Source organism: Methylobacterium sp. PvP105, from assembly GCF_017876975.1.
GTDB classification, from domain to species: Bacteria; Pseudomonadota; Alphaproteobacteria; order Rhizobiales; family Beijerinckiaceae; genus Methylobacterium; species Methylobacterium radiotolerans.
On the sequence record NZ_JAGIPA010000001.1, the window covers coordinates 20,331 to 37,768 of the forward strand.

General features: G+C 72.2%; 25 protein-coding genes. 15 read left to right on the forward strand and 10 right to left on the reverse strand.

From position 1 onward, the window contains the following. Nucleotides 1-271: 271 nt before the first annotated feature. Both J3A75_RS00110 and J3A75_RS00115 read left to right on the forward strand, forming a co-directional pair. Complete coding sequence (locus J3A75_RS00110) at nt 272-2,107, forward strand: AsmA-like C-terminal region-containing protein (RefSeq protein ID WP_245372124.1); 1,836 nt, start codon at nt 272-274, stop codon at nt 2,105-2,107. 67 nt (nt 2,108-2,174) lie between these two features. After that, nucleotides 2,175-2,954, forward strand: a complete 780-nt coding sequence (locus J3A75_RS00115; protein ID WP_029361197.1) for a DUF1499 domain-containing protein — start codon at nt 2,175-2,177, stop codon at nt 2,952-2,954. Nucleotides 2,955-2,967: 13 nt separating this feature from the next. On the opposite strand, the gene J3A75_RS00120 is transcribed toward J3A75_RS00115, so the two are convergent. Both J3A75_RS00120 and J3A75_RS00125 read right to left on the reverse strand, forming a co-directional pair. Then, entirely contained in the window at nt 2,968-3,846 is an 879-nt protein-coding gene (locus tag J3A75_RS00120) for an MBL fold metallo-hydrolase (RefSeq protein WP_409518682.1), read from the reverse strand. A gap of 271 nt (nt 3,847-4,117) precedes the next feature. Next, complete coding sequence (locus J3A75_RS00125) at nt 4,118-4,294, reverse strand: hypothetical protein (protein ID WP_012321913.1); 177 nt, start codon at nt 4,292-4,294, stop codon at nt 4,118-4,120. 205 nt (nt 4,295-4,499) lie between these two features. Here J3A75_RS00125 and J3A75_RS00130 point away from each other — a divergent pair, with 205 nt between their 5' ends. Beyond that, complete coding sequence (locus J3A75_RS00130; protein WP_007568853.1) at nt 4,500-4,676, forward strand: DUF1328 domain-containing protein; 177 nt, start codon at nt 4,500-4,502, stop codon at nt 4,674-4,676. A 206-nt stretch (nt 4,677-4,882) separates the two neighbouring features. Here the strand turns inward: J3A75_RS00130 and J3A75_RS00135 are convergent, their stop codons facing one another. Next, complete coding sequence (locus tag J3A75_RS00135; RefSeq protein ID WP_234741054.1) at nt 4,883-5,221, reverse strand: NepR family anti-sigma factor; 339 nt, start codon at nt 5,219-5,221, stop codon at nt 4,883-4,885. A gap of 174 nt (nt 5,222-5,395) precedes the next feature. On the opposite strand from J3A75_RS00135, the gene J3A75_RS00140 reads away from it, so the two are divergent. Continuing rightward, nucleotides 5,396-6,199: a response regulator gene (locus J3A75_RS00140; RefSeq protein WP_012321915.1), complete on the forward strand. Its 804-nt coding sequence runs from the start codon at nt 5,396-5,398 to the stop codon at nt 6,197-6,199. Between the two features lie 545 nt (nt 6,200-6,744). Beyond that, nucleotides 6,745-7,008: a hypothetical protein gene (locus J3A75_RS00145; protein WP_234741055.1), complete on the forward strand. Its 264-nt coding sequence runs from the start codon at nt 6,745-6,747 to the stop codon at nt 7,006-7,008. A gap of 164 nt (nt 7,009-7,172) precedes the next feature. Here the strand turns inward: J3A75_RS00145 and J3A75_RS00150 are convergent, their stop codons facing one another. Then, complete coding sequence (locus J3A75_RS00150) at nt 7,173-7,361, reverse strand: general stress protein (protein ID WP_010683678.1); 189 nt, start codon at nt 7,359-7,361, stop codon at nt 7,173-7,175. A 240-nt stretch (nt 7,362-7,601) separates the two neighbouring features. On the opposite strand from J3A75_RS00150, the gene J3A75_RS00155 reads away from it, so the two are divergent. Beyond that, nucleotides 7,602-7,799: a hypothetical protein gene (locus J3A75_RS00155; RefSeq protein ID WP_012321917.1), complete on the forward strand. Its 198-nt coding sequence runs from the start codon at nt 7,602-7,604 to the stop codon at nt 7,797-7,799. Nucleotides 7,800-7,815: 16 nt separating this feature from the next. Here J3A75_RS00155 and J3A75_RS00160 read toward each other — a convergent pair whose 3' ends face one another. Further along, complete coding sequence (locus J3A75_RS00160) at nt 7,816-8,574, reverse strand: electron transporter (protein ID WP_312892298.1); 759 nt, start codon at nt 8,572-8,574, stop codon at nt 7,816-7,818. A 136-nt stretch (nt 8,575-8,710) separates the two neighbouring features. Here J3A75_RS00160 and J3A75_RS00165 point away from each other — a divergent pair, with 136 nt between their 5' ends. Next, nucleotides 8,711-9,154 (forward strand): cyclic nucleotide-binding domain-containing protein, encoded by a 444-nt coding sequence (locus tag J3A75_RS00165; protein ID WP_012321919.1) that lies wholly within the window; start codon nt 8,711-8,713, stop codon nt 9,152-9,154. Here J3A75_RS00165 and J3A75_RS00170 read toward each other — a convergent pair whose 3' ends face one another. Further along, on the reverse strand, nt 9,155-9,595 hold the full coding sequence (locus J3A75_RS00170) for a VOC family protein (protein ID WP_012321920.1): 441 nt from the start codon (nt 9,593-9,595) through the stop codon (nt 9,155-9,157). A gap of 171 nt (nt 9,596-9,766) precedes the next feature. Here J3A75_RS00170 and J3A75_RS00175 point away from each other — a divergent pair, with 171 nt between their 5' ends. After that, nucleotides 9,767-10,447 (forward strand): L,D-transpeptidase, encoded by a 681-nt coding sequence (locus J3A75_RS00175; RefSeq protein ID WP_012321921.1) that lies wholly within the window; start codon nt 9,767-9,769, stop codon nt 10,445-10,447. A gap of 26 nt (nt 10,448-10,473) precedes the next feature. Here J3A75_RS00175 and J3A75_RS00180 read toward each other — a convergent pair whose 3' ends face one another. Next, entirely contained in the window at nt 10,474-10,752 is a 279-nt protein-coding gene (locus tag J3A75_RS00180; RefSeq protein ID WP_029361594.1) for a hypothetical protein, read from the reverse strand. A gap of 222 nt (nt 10,753-10,974) precedes the next feature. Between J3A75_RS00180 and J3A75_RS00185 the strand changes: the two genes are divergently transcribed. Further along, the gene (locus J3A75_RS00185) at nt 10,975-11,466 is read left to right on the forward strand and encodes a thermonuclease family protein (RefSeq protein ID WP_234741058.1); all 492 of its coding nucleotides are present in this window, start codon (nt 10,975-10,977) and stop codon (nt 11,464-11,466) included. 13 nt (nt 11,467-11,479) lie between these two features. Here the strand turns inward: J3A75_RS00185 and J3A75_RS00190 are convergent, their stop codons facing one another. Further along, the gene (locus J3A75_RS00190; RefSeq protein WP_024828337.1) at nt 11,480-12,598 is read right to left on the reverse strand and encodes an AI-2E family transporter; all 1,119 of its coding nucleotides are present in this window, start codon (nt 12,596-12,598) and stop codon (nt 11,480-11,482) included. 300 nt (nt 12,599-12,898) lie between these two features. Here J3A75_RS00190 and J3A75_RS00195 point away from each other — a divergent pair, with 300 nt between their 5' ends. The 6 genes from J3A75_RS00195 to J3A75_RS00220 all read left to right on the forward strand — a co-directional run bounded on the left by J3A75_RS00195 (nt 12,899) and on the right by J3A75_RS00220 (nt 16,166). Continuing rightward, a complete protein-coding gene (locus J3A75_RS00195) occupies nt 12,899-13,207 on the forward strand; it encodes an acyl carrier protein (RefSeq protein ID WP_012321925.1) in 309 nt (102 codons plus the stop codon). 22 nt (nt 13,208-13,229) lie between these two features. Beyond that, nucleotides 13,230-13,709 carry a 3-hydroxyacyl-ACP dehydratase FabZ family protein gene (locus J3A75_RS00200; protein ID WP_012321926.1) on the forward strand — a complete coding sequence of 160 codons (480 nt, stop codon included), beginning with the start codon at nt 13,230-13,232 and terminating at the stop codon, nt 13,707-13,709. A gap of 7 nt (nt 13,710-13,716) precedes the next feature. Beyond that, nucleotides 13,717-14,856 carry a beta-ketoacyl-ACP synthase gene (locus J3A75_RS00205; RefSeq protein WP_012321927.1) on the forward strand — a complete coding sequence of 380 codons (1,140 nt, stop codon included), beginning with the start codon at nt 13,717-13,719 and terminating at the stop codon, nt 14,854-14,856. A 370-nt stretch (nt 14,857-15,226) separates the two neighbouring features. Then, nucleotides 15,227-15,436, forward strand: a complete 210-nt coding sequence (locus J3A75_RS00210) for a cold-shock protein (RefSeq protein WP_012321928.1) — start codon at nt 15,227-15,229, stop codon at nt 15,434-15,436. Between the two features lie 124 nt (nt 15,437-15,560). Then, nucleotides 15,561-15,929, forward strand: coding sequence for a DUF6481 family protein (locus J3A75_RS00215; RefSeq protein ID WP_012321929.1), 369 nt, complete (start codon nt 15,561-15,563; stop codon nt 15,927-15,929). A gap of 36 nt (nt 15,930-15,965) precedes the next feature. Then, nucleotides 15,966-16,166: a hypothetical protein gene (locus J3A75_RS00220; RefSeq protein ID WP_012321930.1), complete on the forward strand. Its 201-nt coding sequence runs from the start codon at nt 15,966-15,968 to the stop codon at nt 16,164-16,166. A 10-nt stretch (nt 16,167-16,176) separates the two neighbouring features. Here J3A75_RS00220 and J3A75_RS00225 read toward each other — a convergent pair whose 3' ends face one another. Both J3A75_RS00225 and J3A75_RS00230 read right to left on the reverse strand, forming a co-directional pair. Continuing rightward, the gene (locus J3A75_RS00225) at nt 16,177-16,659 is read right to left on the reverse strand and encodes a GNAT family N-acetyltransferase (protein ID WP_029359971.1); all 483 of its coding nucleotides are present in this window, start codon (nt 16,657-16,659) and stop codon (nt 16,177-16,179) included. Nucleotides 16,660-16,661: 2 nt separating this feature from the next. Then, entirely contained in the window at nt 16,662-17,429 is a 768-nt protein-coding gene (locus J3A75_RS00230) for an NAD kinase (RefSeq protein WP_020090865.1), read from the reverse strand. Nucleotides 17,430-17,438 lie beyond the last annotated feature (9 nt).

Genomic DNA, 17,438 nt, shown 5'->3' on the forward strand with positions numbered 1-17,438 from the left:
CGAAACCTTGGGAAGCGCGTGTCCTCGCGCCTGCTCTCCCCGATTCCGCGCGCGAAATCCAGTGGTGCGCCGCACCGGTCCGTGCGGTCCCGGGCGATCCGTAACCGGCACTGCGTTGGGGAGGGCAGGGCGGCCCTGCGCGGGCGCGGCAGACAAAGCCGGCCGGGGACGCTAAGTTGCCCCCTCGACGTGCAGACCCTGCCGGGCCGTGGCAGCCCGAGGGGCCGGCGCGGCGCCCGGCTTCCGGCCACAGCCGCCGCCCCTTCGGAGCATGATGTCGCTGCGCCGCCCGATCTTCGTCCTCGCTCTCGGGAGCCTGATCGCTGCCGGCCTCGGCCTGCGCGACTGGCCCGTGGAGGACGGCCGGGTCACGGCGTTCGCCCGCCGCGCCTTCGATGCCTACGGCCTCGGTCTGACGCTGGAGGGGCCGGCGCGCCTCGCGGTGCTGCCCTGGCCGCGCCTGACCTTCGACCGCGTCCGGCTCGCCGCCGGTTCCGCCGGCCCGGTCCTGGCGGAGGAGGGCCGCCTGACCATCGACCTCGACCCGCTGAGCCTCCTCGGGGGGCGCGCGGCCGTCAGCGGCCTCCGCCTGGAGGGCGCGCGGCTGTCGGACGATCCCGTCGGCTGGGACGCAGCCCTCGCGCGCCTCGCCGAGCAGGCCCGGTCCGGCGAGACGGCCCGGCCGCGCCGGATCGTCCTGCGCGACGCGCGCCTCGCCGCCGGCGACGCGGCCCGGGATATCGACCTCGACATCGCGTGGCCGCTCTGGGGCAGGGCCGCCGAGGGCCGGGCCAGCCTGATCTGGCGGGGCGTACCGACCCGGATCGCCCTGACTCACCTGCGTCCGGCCGCGTTGGCCCAGCGCCGCGGCAGCCCCTTCACCGCGGAGATCACGTGGCCGAACGGCAGCCTCGCGGCGGACGGAACGCTGGCGCCGCCCGCGGAGGGGGGCGCGCTGCCCGTCATGTCCGGGCAGGTCCGGTTCGAGACGCGATCCCTGCCGGAGAGCCTGGCCTGGATCGGCCGTGACGTGCCGCTGGCGCCGCTCGCCGGGGCCTTCTCGGTCGACGGCCGGTTCGAGACGGCCGAGCGGTCCGTCTCGTGGCCGAGCCTGCGCATCGGCCTGGGCCAGAACGTGCTCGAGGGGGCAGGCGCCGTCGCACTCGGGCCCGGCAAGGCGCCGCGCCTCTCGGTGCAGGCGACCCTGGCGGCCGAGACACTCGATCTCACGCCGCTCGTCGCGGATCTGTCGCGACTCCTCGACCCCGCGCCCGTGTCGATCGCCCTGGCGCCCTTCACGCGGGGCGACCTCGACTTGCGCCTGTCGGCGGCCGAGGGACGCGCCGGCGCGGTCCGGGTGCAGGATCTGGCGGCGAGCGTCCTGGTGCGGGAGGCCGCCCTGGAAGTGGCGGTGAACCGGGCCCGGATCCAGGATGGCACGTTCAAGGGGCGCGTGAACCTGACGAGCGGCGCCGACCCGGCCGCGACCGAGTTGCGCACGCAGGGGAGCCTCGATCGCGTCGATCTCGGCGCGCTCCTCGGCGAGATCGGTGCGGCGCGGTGGGTCATCGGGCCCGTGCAGGGGCATTTCGCCCTCGATTCCAGGGCCCGCGACACGGCCGGGCTGCTGGCGCATCTGAATGGTCGGGCCACGCTCGCCATGGACGGCGGTGCCATCGCCGGCCTCGACCTCGCCGACGTCGTCCACCGCAACGGTGCGGTGGCGTCCGGAGCCCTGGCGCGCCGGAACGGCCGGACGGCCTTCGAGCGGGCCGTGGTGACGCTGCGCTTCGTCGACGGCGTGGGCGAGATCGCCGAATCGGGGCTCCTGGGGCCGAGCGTCGGGGCGACCCTGCACGGTCAGGTCTCGCTGCCGGAGCGGCGGCTCGATGCCAAGGGCGACCTCGTCCTGCGCCCGCCCGGCGACGCCTCCCGCGGGATCCTGTTCGCGGTCACGGGGCCCTGGAGCGCCCTGACGGCCCAGACGGTCGCCCACAGCGAGGCCTCCGATCCGGCCGGCCGGTACGGGGACGCGATGCTCCCCGATCCGCTCAAGCTGCCCGCGACGCTCGGACTGCCCGGCAACGCCCGCGCCTATGCCCCGTGACGGCCGCGCCATGGTGCCGGCCCCGGCCAAGCTCTAAGATCAGGCCTCGAACGCCTCCATGATCCCCATGCGCCGTCTGCTCATCGAGGAACCCGTCACCCGCGCGGGGCCGCTGGCCCGGCGGCTCGCCGTGTTCGCCGTCATCGCCACCGGGATCGCCCTCGTCCTCGTCCGGGATCCGCGCTCCGACACGAACGCCGCCCTCGTGGCCCTCTTGGCCGGACTCGGCGTCGCGCTGCTGGCGGCCGCGGCCGCGATCTTCGCCTTCGTGCGGGTCTGGCGCGAGGGCGCCCGCGGCCTCGGGGCCGCCCTCGCCGGGTTGGTCCTCGCGCTGGCGGTGCTGGGCTACCCCGCCTTCCTGGGCCTGCGCGGCCTGCGGTTGCCCGCCCTGTCTGACATCACCACCGACATCGACAATCCGCCGGCCTTCTCGCGCTCGCGGGCGGCCTTCGCGGCCCGCGGCGGACGCTACCCGGCGGACCCGAGCCCGGCGGCACGCGAGAGCCAGCGCGGCGCCTATCCGCAGATCGCGCCGCTGACCCTCGATATCGGCGCCGACGAGGCGTTCGAACTCGCCCGGCAGGCGGCCCTGAAGCGGCACTGGCAGATCGTCGAGGCGATCCGGCCGGGCGGCCGGACCGGCAACGGCCGGATCGAGGCCGTGGCCCGGGGGCTGATCCTGAACCTGCCCGACGATGTCACCGTGCGCATCCGCCCCCGTGCCGACGGGGCGCGGATCGACGTGCGCTCGGCCTCGCGGCTCGGCGGCCGGGATTTCGGCAGCAACGCCGACCGGATCCGGGCCTATCTCGACGACGTCGCCAACCTCGCCCTCGCGGTGAAGTGAGCCGCCGCGCGCCTCAGGCCGGCGCGTAAGTGCCGTCGAGCCGGGGGGCGCCGTCGCAGGACGCGAGCCCGCGTCCGACCAGATCCTCCAGATGGGCGAAGACCGACAGGGCCGCCGCGCCGCGGAGCCGGGGGTCGAGCCCCTGGTAGATCGCCGCGACGATGTCGGCGATTCGCCCGTCGCCGGCTGCCAGCCGTGCGCGGATCGCCGCCTCGCGCTGGCGGCGGTGCCCGGCCAGTCCCCGGAGGAACCGGGCGGGCTCGCGCACCGGGCCGCCATGCCCCGGCCAGTAGACCGCCTCGTCGCGGCCGCGCAGCTTGTCGAGGGACTCCATGTAGGCCCGCATCGCGCCGTCCGGCGGGGCCACGATCGTCGTCGACCACGCCATGACGTGGTCGCCCGAGAACAGCGCCCGCGCCTCCGGCAGCGCGAAGGCGAGATGGTTCATCGTGTGACCGGGGGTCTCGACGGCCACGAGGGTCCAGCCCGGGCCGGACACGGCGTCGCCCTCCACCATGATCCGTTCCGGCGCGTGCGCCCGGTCGGCGCTCGCGTCGAGCATCGGGGTCTCCGCTTCCGACAGGGCCCGCGCGGCCCTGTGCCGCGCGCATCCGACGATCGGCGCGCCGGTGCGCGCGGCGAGCAGCCTTGCTCCGGGCGAGTGATCCCGATGGGTGTGGGTGACCACGATGGCCTCGACCCGCTCGGTGCCGAGATCCTGAAGCAGCGCGTCGACATGGGCCGGATCGTCCGGGCCCGGATCGATCACCGCGACGCGCTCCTGGCCCACCACGTAGGTGCAGGTGCCGCTCGCCGTGAACGGGCCGCCGTTCGGCGCGACCCGTCGGCGGATCAGCGGCGCGACCCGGTCCAGCCGGCCGGCCGGAGGCATCGAGGGATCGAAGGTCAGGGTGGTCTCGTCGGTGTCCGCCATCGCGATCCCGTGCGATCGAAACGGCGGTTCCATGGACGCTCGGCGGCCGCGTGGCAATCACCCCGAAGGCTGTGCGGATCGGCGGCCACGGCAAAGGGAGTGTCGGTCGCCGTCAGGACCCGTCCGCGGTGCTGGCCATCGCGGCCGGGGTGGCGATCCCACCGCGCGCCGAGCCGGATGGACGCGGAGGGGGCCGCGTCCGATCCCGCGGGGCGCGCCCGCCGTGCGGTCAGTCCTGCCGGCGCGGCTGGCGCGCGCGCACGCGGACCGGTACGGGCGCCGGTGCCGGCACGAGTCCGAGCGCGGCCGCGCGCAGGGCATCGCCGGCCCTGTCGACGATCTCGGTCACGCGCGCCGCCATCGCGGCGGCCTTCGATCGAACGGCACTCTTGGCAGATTGCAGCATCGCAAATCCCGGATCGAGCCTGGAGACCTATCTTCGAACGCTAGCGCCCCTGTCTCGTTCCGTCACCCCGTGTCGCGGACGGCGCGCGCGGCCGTAGGGACTCACAGGACTTCGCAATAGGGGCGGAACCGGAGCTAAACCTTGGCGTTTTCGTGTTCAGAACGACGCGGCCCGCCCGCGTTGGTACTTTCTAAGGATACGAACCATGCTCGGTTGGGCCGTAACTTTTCTCGTCGTCGCCCTCGTGGCCGCTCTGCTTGGCTTCGGCGGCATCGCCGGCACCGCTATGGAAGCGGCCAAGCTGGTGTTCTTCGTGGCGATCGTCCTGTTCGCGATCTCCGCCGTCGTCGGCCTGATGCGGGGCCGTTCGCCGACCCTCTGACGACTGACCGGATATGCCGGCCCCGAACGCGGGCCGGCGCACGGGCACGCAGGAGAAGCCGTCGCCTCAGGGCGGCGGCTTCTTCCGTCGGGATGATGCCGCCGCGCGCGATGGTGATTGGCCGGGCCGGTCTCCACGATCGTGTGAGGACAGGTGGGGGCGGTCCGAGCGCTGCTCGCATGCAGGCCGATCAATGCGTCGGCGGCTCAGCCCTTGCGGTCGGCGCTGTCGAGCTGTGCGATCAGCTCGGCGAAGCGGTCGGGGACCGGCTGCTGCGTGACCGTGTCGTACATCGCGCGCAACTGCGCGGCGATGCGATTGCGGGTCTGATCGCTCAGGCCGTTCCTGCTCCGGGCGCGGTCGGGCTGGTCGGAAGCGGATGCGTCACCGGAGCTGTTCTCGGGCGCCGATGAGCGATCCGAAGCAGTCTCGGCGTGCGGGTCGCGCGCGCGAAGACCTGCCTCCTTCCCCTGGTCCACCATCAACACGCCCCTTGTTGCCGAAGTCGGCCCGGCCGCATTGTGCTGCGGCTCGACATACGCCATGGCTGCGCCGGCAACGCCTGCGCGCCGGCATCGGTTCCGCCGGGGGGTGGAACGGAGTGCGGGCCTCCGCGTTGGGCGGTAGGCTGCGCAGGACACAGAGCCGGCCCCGGCAGGCCCTCGGTAACGGATCGAGGCGCTCGCGGCCGGGCAACACGGCGAGGCACAGGGGATCGAATGTCGACATCGCAACTCGTGGTACAGCACCTGCCGTACCTGCGCCGCTACGCGCGCGCGCTCACGGGTAGCCAAGTGGCGGGTGACGCGTACGTCGCCGCCACCCTGGAGACCCTCGTCAACGAGCCGGACACGCTCGGTCGCAGCACCAACATCAAGGCCGACCTGTTCCGCGTCTTCACGCGGATCTGGAACTCGCTCTCGGTCAACGGCCGCAGCGAGCAGGTTCAGCACGACCTGCCTGCGGAGGTGCGCCTCGGTCAGATCACGCCGCTGCCGCGCCAGGCCTTCCTGCTCTCCTGCCTCGAGGGCTTCTCGGAGGAGGACGCGGCCATCATCCTCGGCGTGGACGTGTCCGAGGTTCGCGACCTCGTCGACGAGGCCGGCCGTGAGCTCGCCGCCGACATGGCGACCGAGATCCTCATCATCGAGGACGAGCCCCTGATCGCGATGGATCTGGAGGCTCTGGTCGAGGGTCTCGGCCACAACGTCATCGGCGTTGCCCGCACCCGTACCGAGGCGATCAAGATCGCCGGCGAGGGCAAGCGCCCCGGCCTGATCCTGGCCGACATTCAGCTCGCCGACGGCTCCTCCGGCCTCGACGCGGTGAACGACCTCCTGAAGTCCTTCGAGGTGCCGGTGATCTTCATCACCGCCTATCCGGAGCGCTTCCTCACCGGCGAGCGGCCCGAGCCGGCCTTCCTCATCGCCAAGCCGTTCCAGCCCGCCAACGTCTCGGCGGTGATCAGCCAGGCGCTGTTCTTCCAGCAGACCGCCCGTCGGCGCGAGGCCAAGACGGCCTGAGGCCGGCCTGTAGGGTCGCGCCCGGGGTTCGCCCGGGCCGCCCGCGACCGGGAACGGTGGCAACAAAAAACCCCGGCGCGAGCCGGGGTTTTTTGTTGCCTGGCCGCCGCCCGTGTCCGGAAGCGCGCAAAAAAACGGGCCGGAGAAGGCTCCAGCCCGTCGCGAAGGTTCCGGCCGATGCACAAGGGGAATGCGGGGAGGACCAGGTGGCCGGGTGCAGAGGGAACGGGTGCCGGCCCAGGAGGTTCCAGGGCGGGCGATTTTTCGTAGCGAGTGGTTTTTCGGCAACGGTTCGGGTCTGTGGATAGCGGGCGTGCGCCGCCGCACCAACGGCCGAGCTGCGTTCGAATACTCAGGATGCGTAGACGCGGCACAGTCTAGGAACCTGCGATTGCAGGGCGCGTTGTACGAACATCCTGTCAAGCTCTCGCGATGAGGTCGGGGCGATGCTGCGGTCTGGTTTCATTCTGGGCGTGAGTGCTCCTGCCGCTCTTCTCACCGTTCTGATCCAGCCGGTGGTTCGCGACACGGCGGATCGCTGGACGATGCCGGTTCCCACGGCTCAGACCGTTCAGGCCCCGCTGCCCGGAATGCGCCCGGTCTCCCTGTCGATCAGCCCGACGCGGGTGGCGGGCGTGCAGCGGCTCGAGAGCCGGAACGCGCCCGTCGCGGGTGAGGCCCAGGATCTCGAGATCAAGCCGATCCTGCGGCAGCCGCCGCGGCGGATGCGCGAGGGGTGCGAGGCGGCCCTGAGTTCACTGGTCGGCCCCGAGGCGCGGCGCATGACCCCCGGCCGCTGCATCTCCTGATCGGCGCCGACGGGAGTCCCACAGCAAAAGGCCCCGCCGTTTCGGCGGGGCCTTTTGCTGTGTGAACGACGCTGGCGGGACTCTCTCGGCCCGGGGCCGGAATCGAGAACGGCGCCGGTCCCGGGGGACACGGCGCCGCTACGCGGTTCGGTTCGGCAGCGGCCTCACTCGGCCCGGCCGGTCCCCGTGGACTGGCCACCCTTGCGGCCGGCGGACGAGGCGAGCTCACGGTCCTGCGAGAAGGAGCGCTTCTCGGCCGGCACGCTGCGGCCGCCCTTGCTGGCGATCTCGCGCTGCCGCTCCAGATCCATCGAGGCAAAGCCCCGCTTCGAGGTCGAATTCCCGGATGCCATCAGTTCCTCCTCAGGCTTCGCTTCACCCCGCAACAACCTTCAGCAATAACCAAGGTTCCTATCCTGAGACCTGCTCAAGCTTCCGCCAGCTAAGCTTGGCAGCAACCCGGACTTGTGTCCCGCGTTGGTCGACATTCGACGCTGGTTGATGTCCGCGTTCGCTCCGGCTGCCCCGGAGGTTCGGCGGCTTGTTCCGGGTGGATGGCGCCGCCGCGCGGCGCGAGGGAAAGGTTTTCGCGTATGACGAACCGCAACATGGTCAAGGATGAGGCCTCGGCGCCGCGGCCGAACACGCCACCGCTGCCGCCGATGCCCGCGCCGGAAGATTCCGCCACGCCGACCACGCGCGAGGAGCCGACGGATTCGCCGCACCTGAATGCCAGTCTCAAGCGCGACGCGCCCCCTCCCGGCGGTCTGGGCCTCGCCACGAAGCGCTGAGTCGGACGGAGAGGTCTCAGGCCTGACGCCGGCGCGCGAGGCGCGTCAGGCCCGCGATCAGAAGGGCGATTGCCAGGATCGTGACGATCCCGGCTACCGTCAGGATTCGCTGGATCAGCGGCGTGTAGATACCGCGCGCGGCATCGTAGCCGTAGCAGAGCAGGGTGAGCCGGTCCGCGATGCTGCCGATCCGGCCTTCGCCGGCCTCGATCAGGGCGAGGCGGAGGTCGCGCTCGGTCAGCGCCAGGGGCGACAGGACCCGCGACAGCCGGCCGTCGGCGGCGAGAAGAAGCGCCGCCGCGGGATGCGCGAAGCTGTCGGTCCCGGCATCGTACACCGCCTTGTAGCCCAGCGCGCCGGTGAGGCGCGCCAGCGCGCCGTCCGACACGAGGAGCGCCCGGGGCCGGACGGTCTTCGCCCGGTCCCCGAGGGTCTCGACCAGCATGCGGCGCGCGGCCGCGGCATCGTCGCGCGGGTCGATCCCGACCAGCACGAGGGCGTAGTCGTCGATCGGGAGGCCCGTGGCCGCCAGGGCGTCCGCCGACATGGACAGCATCGGGTCGCAGACATTCCCGCAGGTGTAGTCCACCGGTAGCAGCAGGGCCGCGCGGCCCCCGACGGCCTGCCCCAGAGTGGTCGGCCGGTCGGTGCGCGCGTCGGTCGCGGCGAGGTCGAGCGGGACCCGGGCACCTGGGGGCGGCGCGACCGCGACGCGGGCGAGATCGGCCTGGACGAGGCGTGCCGCGGCCGGGCCCGACGCCAGGGCGAGGCCCACCGTCAGGACGGCGCCCAGACCACACCGACAGGTTGCGGCAGGCGCGGGGCTGGACAAGTGCCTGACGAACCGCATGGATAAGCGCGCCCGTCCGGCCCCGCCGTCCTGGGCGTGAGACCCGTCGCGGAGCCCCCGAATGACCCTCGACACCGAGGTTTCCTCCCTGAAGCAGGTGCCGCTCTTCCGCGAGGTGGAGCCGGCGCGCCTGAAGCTCCTCGCCTTCACCAGCGAGCGGGTCCATTTCGAGCCGGGGCAACGCTTCTTCGCCCGCGGCGACGTGGCGGATGCGGCCTACGTGATCCTCTCGGGCACGGCGGAGGTCAGCATCGACGGTCCCGCCGGGCCGGTGCGGCTGGCGCTCCTCGGCCAGGACGCCCTCGTCGGTGAGATGGGCATCCTGGCCGAGCAGCCCCGCTCCGCCACCGTGACGGCGCAATCCGCGGTGACCGCCCTGCGCATCGACCGCGGCGTGTTCCTGGAACTCCTGGCACAGTTTCCGCAGATCAGCATCGCCCTGATGCGCGTGCTGGCGCTGCGGCTGGAGCAGACCAATCAGGCGCTGGCCGAGAGCCGGGGCTGATCATCCCGCGTAGGTGATGAACTCCAGGAGCGAGCCGTCCGGATCCCGGAAGTAGACGCTGATCCCCGCACCCGCGGCGCCGTGCCGCTCCACCGGGCCGAGTTCCACCGGGACCCCGGCGGCCTCGAGATGCGCGATCGCGGTCTCGATCGCGCCCGACCAGCGGAAGCACAGGTCGCTGTTGCCCGGCTGGACGGGAGTCGCCGCCACCGGCACGGCCTCGACGCCCGGGCCGTGGCAATTGAGCTGGACGCCGCCGAACCGGTAGGCGAAGCCGGCGCCGCGCTCGACGATCTCGGCACCCACCACGTCCCGGTAGAAGGTGTTGGAGCGCGCCCAGTCGCTGACGTGGATCACGCAGTGATCGAGGTGAATCGCCGGTCTGAGCGGGACATCCGGGGCGACCGTCGCCTCGGTCGGAAGAGTTTCGGTCTCGGGCATCGCTCACCTCCGCGCCGGGCGCAATAGAGCGCCTCTGCGATTCAGAATTAGGGCGCAACCGTGGCCGCGGGAGCGGCCCGCGCGCGGCCGGCTGCGGCGGAAAAGCTACATCGTCACAGGCGCGGAGACGGTAGGCATGGCGCGACGACCGTATCCCGCACGACAGGACCTATGATCGCCACGCTTCCCTCGGCCTGGAGCCGCCTGCGCCGGATCGTTCTCTCGCGAGTCCTCCTCGCCGTCGTGGCGATCGCCCCCCTGGCGGCGTGCCAGACTCGTCCGGTCCAAGTTGCCCAGGACGACGAGTCGGCCTGGTACATCGGCAGCAAACCCGACAAGCCCTTCGATATTCCGCTGGTCGACACGCAGCGCCTCGATCCGAAGTATCGCCGCCAGCAGGTCAGCTACAACGGCCCCGAGCAGCCCGGGACGATCGTGGTCGACATCGACAAGCGTCAGCTCGTCCTTGTCCAGGCCGACGGCACGGCGATGCAGTACGGGGTCGGTGTGGGCAAGGCCGGCTTCTCTTGGAAGGGCGAGGCGCGGGTCGGGCGCAAGGGCGTGTGGCCGGACTGGAGCCCGACCGTCACGATGGTCTCGCTGCATCCCGACCTGCCGCGCACCCGGAAGGGCGGCCTGGACAACCCCCTCGGCGCCCGCGCCCTCTACCTCTACCAGGGCAACCGCGACATCCTGTTCCGCATCCACGGCACCAACGAGCCCTGGAGCATCGGCGAGCAGATGTCGTCGGGCTGCGTCCGGATGCTGAACGAGGATATCGCCGACCTGTACGAGCGCGTGCCGGTGGGCACCCGCGTTCTCATCAAGCGCAACGGCAAGTACCGGACCTGAGCGGCCGACGCCGATCGCCGGGCCGGTCAGCCGGCCGGCGCTGCCGCGGCGGACGCGTCGCGGACTTCTCCGGAGACGCGTCCGGCGAGGCGGGCCAGAGCTGCACGGTCCAGGCCGCCACCGTCCGCGGCGGGCCCGCCCGGCCGACCGTCCGGCGCCATGCCGTCGCTGGCCAGCACCGCGGCGGCGGTCAGGCCGGGTCCGGTCCTGCCGGTCGGCCGCTCCGGACCGATCTCGAAGCCGGCCCAGACCAGGAGAGCCGCGCACAGGGCCAGGCTGGCCAGCAGGGTCTTGAGGAAGGTCATGACTCATAACGACCGGCTCCGGGCCGTCGTTCCGTTGCCAAGCTTCGCTCCGGCGGGCGGAACGCTTTGGCAACCATGACGGCCGAAACTCGGCGACGCGCCTGCGAGGCCGATTCGGTCGCCCGGCAAATTCGCCACATTGGCCGGGCACCGTCTCGGGCCCGACGAACTCGTCACCAGATTCTCGCCACCCGCGTGGACATCCCCGTTATGATCAGACCGATGCTTGCCCTGCTCCTCCTCTGCGGCCCCGCGGCCGCGGCCGGGACGGTCAGCGGCCCGGCGACCGTCATCGACGGCGACACGATCGAGGTGCAGGGCACGCGCATCCATCTCTACGGCATCGACGCCCCCGAGACCGCGCAGAGCTGCGAGACCGCCAAGGGGCGGGAGTATCGCTGCGGCCGCGAGGCCGCGCAGGCCCTGCGCGCGCGGATCGGCGGCGGCGTGGTCACCTGCGAGCGGCGCGAGGGCACTGTCGCCGGCCGCGTCGCCGGGATCTGCCATGTCCAGGGCGAGGATCTGTCCGCCTGGATGGTGGGCCAGGGGCTGGCGCTGGCCAGCCGCCAGGTGACAGCCCCCTACATCCGGCAGGAGGGCCACGCCTGGGCGACCCGCCGGGGCATCTGGGCCGGCACCTTCGAGAAGCCGGCCGACTGGCGCCAGGATCGGCGCCGGGTCGAGGCCGCGGCCGGGACGAGCGCGGCCGACTAGCGGCTCGCGCGACTCAGGCCGTCGCGTCCTGTCCCTCGGTGAATTCTCGCCACAGCAAGACCAGGGCGGCCATCACGGCCGGCCCGACGAACAGGCCGAGCAGCCCGAAGGTCTCGACGCCGCCGAGGATGCCGAGGAGCACCCACAGGAAGGGCAGCTTGGTCGTGCCGCCGATCAGCGCCGGACGGATGAAGTGGTCGGCCACGAAGGTCACGACGAGGCCCGCCGCCGCCACCACCAGAGCGGCCGTCACCGACCCCGCCGCCACAAGGAGGAGCGCCGCGACGGCGATCGCCACGGCGGCGCCGAAGGGGATCATCGCCGCCACCGCCGTGAACGCGCCGAGCAGAACGGGGTGGGGCACGCCCGCGAAGTGGTAGACGATCCCCAGCACGAAGCCCTCGCCGAGGCCCACCAGCACCAGCCCGTCGACCGTGCCGTGCACCGAGGCCACCATCTGGCGGGCGACGCGCTCGCCGCGCGGTCCGAACAGGCGGTGGCAGGCGGTGAGCGACTGGTCCCGCACCGTCCGCCAGTCGCGGAACAGGAAGAACAGCGCCACGAGGCTGAAGCCGAACAGCACGATCCGGTGCACCACCTCGCGGCCGACATTGCGCGAGGCGCCGAGCACCGAGTGATTCTCGAAGCGGCGCAGCAGGTCGGAGCCCGCCTGCGCGTGGCCGAGATTGTCGTTCCACCACGCGGTCGCCTGTGCGGCGCCGTAGGGCAGGTGCTGCAGGAATTCCGGAGCCGGGATGCCGTTCGCCTCGGCGTTCCGGACGAACTCCGCCACGTCGTGGGCCTCGCGGGCGGCCTGGATGCCGAGGATCGCGAGCGGCGCCAGGAAGACAAGCGCCACGGCCGCGGTCATCAGCGTGGGCAGGAGGATGTTGTGCTTGCCCGGCGGGAAGCGGTGCTCCAGCCGCTGGTAGATCGGCCAGAGGGCGATCGCCAGGACCAACGCCCAGGCGAGCGCCGGCAGGAACTCGTGCAGGATCCAGAGGCCCAGGGCCGTCAGGGCCAGGACCAGCAGGACGCGGGCCGCTCCCTGGGAGCGCGCGCGCTCCTGCGGCGGCAGCGGCGGCGTCTCGATCCGCGCCGGCGGCGCGGCGGGTTTGGTGATCGGTGGCATCCGTCTGGTCTCCTGAGGACGCGCCTCGTCTCGCCGTCAAGCTAGGGCCCGCGCGTCCGGAGCGTACGCGCGCCCCCGCACCGGGCAGCGCACGCCTGTGGACAGGCGCTGAAACGCCGGGGAAGCGCCGCGGTTGCCGCTTCTGACACCCTCGTGTAGAGGTCGCCGCCATTCGACCGGGCCGCGTTCCAGGGCCCGTCCACGCGTAGGGCGGCCGCGCGGGGCGCTGCGCCGGGCTGCCCGGGCGGCGAGGGGGCTCCCGCACGACCGATCCGGAACTCGAACAGCCCGCGAGTAGACATGTCCGACGAGCCCGTCCACGGCAGCGCCACCTTCGAGCGCGTGGCCGACATCATAGCCGAGACCGCCGACATCCCGCGGGACAAGATCACGCCCGAGAGTCACGCCATCGACGACCTCGGCATCGACAGCCTCGCCTTCCTCGACATCGCCTTCGCGGTGGACAAGGCCTTCGGGATCAAGCTGCCGCTCGAGCGGTGGACCCAGGAGGTGAACGAGGGCAAGGTCCCGGCCGAGGAGTACTTCGTCCTCAAGAACCTGTGCGCGCGCATCGACGGCCTCGTGGCCGAGAAGGCCGCCAAGGTCTGAACCAAGGCCGATCCGACCCGTCATGCGCCTCGAATATTTCGAGATGATCGATTCCGTGCGGCTCCTCGACAGGGCCGCCGGCCGCATCGAGGCGCTCGCCCGGGTTCCGATGGCGAGCCCGGTCTTCGAGGGGCATTTCCCCGGCCATCCCCTCGTGCCGGGGGTGCTCCTGACCGAGACGATGGCCCAGGCCTCCGGGTACCTCGTGCTCGCCCATCTCGACTTCGCCCGGATGCCGTTCCTCACCGGGGTCGACAAGGCGCGCTTCCGGTCCTTCGTCGGGCCCGGCGCGGACCTCCTCGTCACGGCGACCCTGGAGCACGACGGCTCGGGCTACGCGGTGACCAAGGCGGCGATCAGCCACGACGGCAAGGCGCTGTGCGACGCGGAGCTCCGCTTCCGCACCATGCCGTTCCCGGACGGGCTCGACGCGCCGATGCGCGAGCGGGCGCGGACGATCGGCCTGTTTCCCGATTCGGCGCCGGCCGAACGCGAGCCCTGAGTCAGCCATGAGCCGCCCCGTCGTCGTCACCGGCCTCGGCCTCGTCTCCTGCGCGGGTGAGGGCGTCGACGCCCACCTGGCCGCCCTCGCCGGGGAGGCTGCCCCGCGCACCGACAGCGAGACCTTCGCGCCCTATCCGGTCCATCCGGCCCCGGCGATCGCGTGGGACGGCCAGATCCCCAAGCGCAGCGACCAGCGGCAGATGGAGGCGTGGCAGCGGCTCGGGGTCTACGCCGCCGGCCTCGCCCTCGACGAGGCGGGCGTGAAGGACGACGCCGCCTTCAAGCAGGCGCTTCACCTCGTCGTGGCCGCGGGCGGCGGCGAGCGCGACTACGCGGCGGACGGCGCGATCCTGACCGGTCTGCGCGACGCCGCAGATCCGGGCGCCTACCTGAACGAGCGCCTTCAGAACGATCTCCGTCCGACGCTGTTCCTCGCCCAGCTCTCGAACCTGCTCGCCGGCAACATCGCCATCGTGCACGGGGTGACGGGCGCCTCGCGCACGTTCATGGGCGAGGAATCCGCCGGCGTCGACGCCCTGCGGATCGCCCAGGCGCGGGTGGCTTCGGGCCAGATCGACGCGATCCTGGTCGGCGGCTCCTACAGCGCCGAGCGGCCGGACGTTCTGGTGATCCACGAGATGGGCGGCTATCTCGCCCGCGACGCCTATCGCCCGGTCTTCGCGCGGGGCGACGCGGGTGGCGAGGCGGGCGGGTTCATCCTCGGGAGCTGTGCGGCCTTCCTGATGCTCGAATCCGCCGCGCACGCTGCCGCCCGCGGCGCCCGCGCCCTGGCCCGGCTGGAGCCGGTGGCGAGTGACCGGACCCGGCGCGTGCCGGGCAGCGTCGCCGGCAGCCTCGAGACCCTCTGGCGGCGGGCTGGCCTCTCGGCTCCCGACCACGTCCTGTCCGGTGCCACCGGCGTCGCCCCGATCACCGCGGAGGAGCGCGCGGCGCTGGCGCAGCTCGCGCCGCGCGCGCGCCTGCGTGCCCTCGGGGACGTGATCGGGCACGGGCTCGAGGTGGCGGCGCCCTTCGGGGCGGCGCTCGCCGCCGCCCTCGTCGCCGACGGCCGCGCCCGCGAGGTCGCCGTGACCGCCGTCGGCCACCGGCGCGGCGAGGGTGTCCTGCGCCTCGTCCCGGCCTGAGCGAACCCGCCGCCCGGCTGCGCGTCGGCCGCGTCCGATCGTCCGGTCGGCAGCACAGGTTTCGCGCGGCCGCGCCGCATCGAAATCCCTTATCCCGTTGTTCAAGCGACCGTTCTGGCGCTGCTCAACCGGAATTTGCGGAAAGAATTTCCCGCATCGCTGCGGCGCTGGCCGGGGGAAATATTTCCCCGCGCTTGCCAAAGAACCGCCGGCGGTCTACTTCTACCGCATCGGCACGTGTCCGGATATCTTGGACCGTTACGCCTTCGCAGGGCGGTTCTGACTTTCCTATCGCTATCGGTCGATGCCGGCGCCCGCTCCTTCGGGAGGGCGCCATCTCTCACTATGCCTGCGAAGATCAAGGACTTCCATGAGCACCGGAACCGTCAAGTGGTTCAACGAGACCAAGGGCTACGGCTTCATCCAGCCGGATGACGGCGGCAAGGACGTGTTCGTCCACATCTCGGCCGTCGAGCGCGCCGGCCTGCGCGGCCTGAACGAGGGCCAGAAGGTCTCCTACGAGCTGGAGACCGACCGTCGCAGCGGCAAGCAGTCCGCCGGTCAGCTCCAGACGGCCTGATCGCCGTCCTCAGCGTTTCTCCGGAAGCCGCTCCTCTGGGAGCGGCTTCTTCGTATCTGCCGTCGTGTTTCTACTTTCCCCTCTGCGGGTGACGGTCTTCGCCGCACCCGATCCAGGAGTGTCTGTGAGCTTTTTGAACAAGCAGGGTGTCGCCGATCGCCTCGAGACCGCCGCCAAGGCGCGCTCCGAGATGCTGGCCCGGTTCCGGGCGCGCCCGTCCGCCGATGACCCGGCCGTCCTCGCCCGCCAATCCGCCCGCCGCGCGGTGGTCGATGCCCGCGAGGCCCGCGCGGCCGAACGCGCTGCCCAGCGTCAGGCCGAGATCGAGCGCGCCGCCGCCTTGGCCGAGGCCGAACGCCTCGCCGAGATCGAGCGCAAGCACGCCGAGCAACTGGCCGCCCAGGAGCGCGCCAAGGCGCTGCAGGCCGAGCAGAAGGCCCAGCGCGACGCGCGCTATCTCGCCCGTAAGGCGAAGGCTCAGAAGAAGCGCTGAGGCGCGACCGCAGCCATACCTGTCCAGGAGCCCGGCATGTCCCACAAGTTCAAGATCGGCGAGCGCGTCTGCCGACCCCGACTGGGCATCCCGGGCGAGACGGGCGAGGGCGAGGTGTTCGAGATCCTGCGGCTCATGCCGGAGGATCAGACCGGCGAGCCGAGCTACCGGATCCGCACGAAGACCGGCGAGCGGGCGATCCGCGAGGGCGACCTCGTCGCGGCCCCGCGGCCCTGATCCGGGCGCCTCAGAGCGTCCGGAACATCACCAGCGCGTCGACCGGCCCGAGGTCCGGGTGCCGGAAGGCGCCCGGTAGCCGGCCGACCACATCGAAGCCGAAGCTCTCCCACAGGCGAACGGCCCGGACGTTCGTGCTCACCACGAAGTTGAACTGCATCGCCGTGAAGCCCCGCGCCCGCGCCCGATCGAGGGCGTGCGCGCACATGGCCCGGGCGACGCCGCGGCCGAGAGCGGCCGCGCCGGTCATGAAGCCGCAATTGGCGACATGGGCGCCCCCGCCCGCCTGGTTTGCGCGCAGATAATACGTGCCGAGCACCGTGCCCGCCTCCTCGGCCACGAAGGTCTCGCGGTCGGGGCCGGTCCAGTACGCGAGGGCCTCGGCCTCGCCGAGGTCGCGGTCCAGCGCGTAGGTCTCGCCGGCCCGGATGGTCGGCACGATGATGCCGGTGATGGCCGCGTGGTCGGCCGCCCGCGCGGCCCGGATGTGCAGACTCACCCGAATTGCTCCCGCAGGATGCGCTCGTCGAGGCTGTGGCCGGGATCGTGCAGCAGCACCAGCTCGGTGGCCCGGTCGAGGGACGTCTCCACCGTGCAGACCCGGCGGAACTCCGTGTGGTCGGCGACCGCCGCGACCGGGCGGTGGGGCGCGTCGAGCACGTCGATCCGGATCCGCGCGTAGTCCGGCAGAAGTGCGCCGCGCCAGCGTCGGGGGCGGAAGGCCGAGATCGGTGTCAGCGCCAGAAGCTTGGCGTCGAGCGGCAGGATCGGTCCCCCGACCGACAGGTTGTAGGCCGTGGAGCCCGCCGCGGTGGCGACGAGCACGCCATCGGCGATCAGCAGGTCGAGCCGGACATTGCCGTCGACGGCGATCTTCAGCTTGGCGGTCTGGTGGGTCTGGCGCAGCAGGTAGACCTCGTTGATCGCCCGCGCCCGGTGGGATCGGCCCTCCGTATCGAGCACGTCCATCACGAGCGGGTGGATGACGCTGCGCTGGGCATTCTCCAGATGCTCCAGGAGATCGTCGTCGCGGAACTCGTTCATCAGGAAGCCGACCGTGCCGCGGTTCATCCCGTAAATCGGCTTCGGGTGGTCCATGAAGCGGTGCAGCACCTGGAGCATCAGTCCGTCACCGCCCAGGGCCACGACGACGTCGGCCTCCTCGGGCGGGACGTGGTCGTAGCGCCGCATCAGCGCGGCCGCGGCCTCGCGGGCGTAGCCGGTCGGGCTCGCCACGAAGGCGATCTTCTGGAAGCGCGGCATGGATCAGGC

Excerpts from the sequence above, each read along its gene's own strand:
- J3A75_RS00110 (WP_245372124.1), top strand. The coding sequence starts at position 272 with ATGATGTCGCTGCGCCGCCCGATCTTCGTCCTCGCTCTCGGGAGCCTG.
- J3A75_RS00115 (WP_029361197.1), top strand. The coding sequence starts at position 2,175 with ATGCGCCGTCTGCTCATCGAGGAACCCGTCACCCGCGCGGGGCCGCTG.
- J3A75_RS00120 (WP_409518682.1), bottom strand. The coding sequence starts at position 3,846 with ATGCCTCCGGCCGGCCGGCTGGACCGGGTCGCGCCGCTGATCCGCCGA.
- J3A75_RS00125 (WP_012321913.1), bottom strand. The coding sequence starts at position 4,294 with ATGCTGCAATCTGCCAAGAGTGCCGTTCGATCGAAGGCCGCCGCGATG.
- J3A75_RS00130 (WP_007568853.1), top strand. The coding sequence starts at position 4,500 with ATGCTCGGTTGGGCCGTAACTTTTCTCGTCGTCGCCCTCGTGGCCGCT.
- J3A75_RS00135 (WP_234741054.1), bottom strand. The coding sequence starts at position 5,221 with ATGGCGTATGTCGAGCCGCAGCACAATGCGGCCGGGCCGACTTCGGCA.
- J3A75_RS00140 (WP_012321915.1), top strand. The coding sequence starts at position 5,396 with ATGTCGACATCGCAACTCGTGGTACAGCACCTGCCGTACCTGCGCCGC.
- J3A75_RS00145 (WP_234741055.1), top strand. The coding sequence starts at position 6,745 with ATGCCGGTTCCCACGGCTCAGACCGTTCAGGCCCCGCTGCCCGGAATG.
- J3A75_RS00150 (WP_010683678.1), bottom strand. The coding sequence starts at position 7,361 with ATGGCATCCGGGAATTCGACCTCGAAGCGGGGCTTTGCCTCGATGGAT.
- J3A75_RS00155 (WP_012321917.1), top strand. The coding sequence starts at position 7,602 with ATGACGAACCGCAACATGGTCAAGGATGAGGCCTCGGCGCCGCGGCCG.
- J3A75_RS00165 (WP_012321919.1), top strand. The coding sequence starts at position 8,711 with ATGACCCTCGACACCGAGGTTTCCTCCCTGAAGCAGGTGCCGCTCTTC.
- J3A75_RS00170 (WP_012321920.1), bottom strand. The coding sequence starts at position 9,595 with ATGCCCGAGACCGAAACTCTTCCGACCGAGGCGACGGTCGCCCCGGAT.
- J3A75_RS00175 (WP_012321921.1), top strand. The coding sequence starts at position 9,767 with ATGATCGCCACGCTTCCCTCGGCCTGGAGCCGCCTGCGCCGGATCGTT.
- J3A75_RS00180 (WP_029361594.1), bottom strand. The coding sequence starts at position 10,752 with ATGACCTTCCTCAAGACCCTGCTGGCCAGCCTGGCCCTGTGCGCGGCT.
- J3A75_RS00185 (WP_234741058.1), top strand. The coding sequence starts at position 10,975 with ATGCTTGCCCTGCTCCTCCTCTGCGGCCCCGCGGCCGCGGCCGGGACG.
- J3A75_RS00190 (WP_024828337.1), bottom strand. The coding sequence starts at position 12,598 with ATGCCACCGATCACCAAACCCGCCGCGCCGCCGGCGCGGATCGAGACG.
- J3A75_RS00195 (WP_012321925.1), top strand. The coding sequence starts at position 12,899 with ATGTCCGACGAGCCCGTCCACGGCAGCGCCACCTTCGAGCGCGTGGCC.
- J3A75_RS00200 (WP_012321926.1), top strand. The coding sequence starts at position 13,230 with ATGCGCCTCGAATATTTCGAGATGATCGATTCCGTGCGGCTCCTCGAC.
- J3A75_RS00205 (WP_012321927.1), top strand. The coding sequence starts at position 13,717 with ATGAGCCGCCCCGTCGTCGTCACCGGCCTCGGCCTCGTCTCCTGCGCG.
- J3A75_RS00210 (WP_012321928.1), top strand. The coding sequence starts at position 15,227 with ATGAGCACCGGAACCGTCAAGTGGTTCAACGAGACCAAGGGCTACGGC.
- J3A75_RS00220 (WP_012321930.1), top strand. The coding sequence starts at position 15,966 with ATGTCCCACAAGTTCAAGATCGGCGAGCGCGTCTGCCGACCCCGACTG.
- J3A75_RS00230 (WP_020090865.1), bottom strand. The coding sequence starts at position 17,429 with ATGCCGCGCTTCCAGAAGATCGCCTTCGTGGCGAGCCCGACCGGCTAC.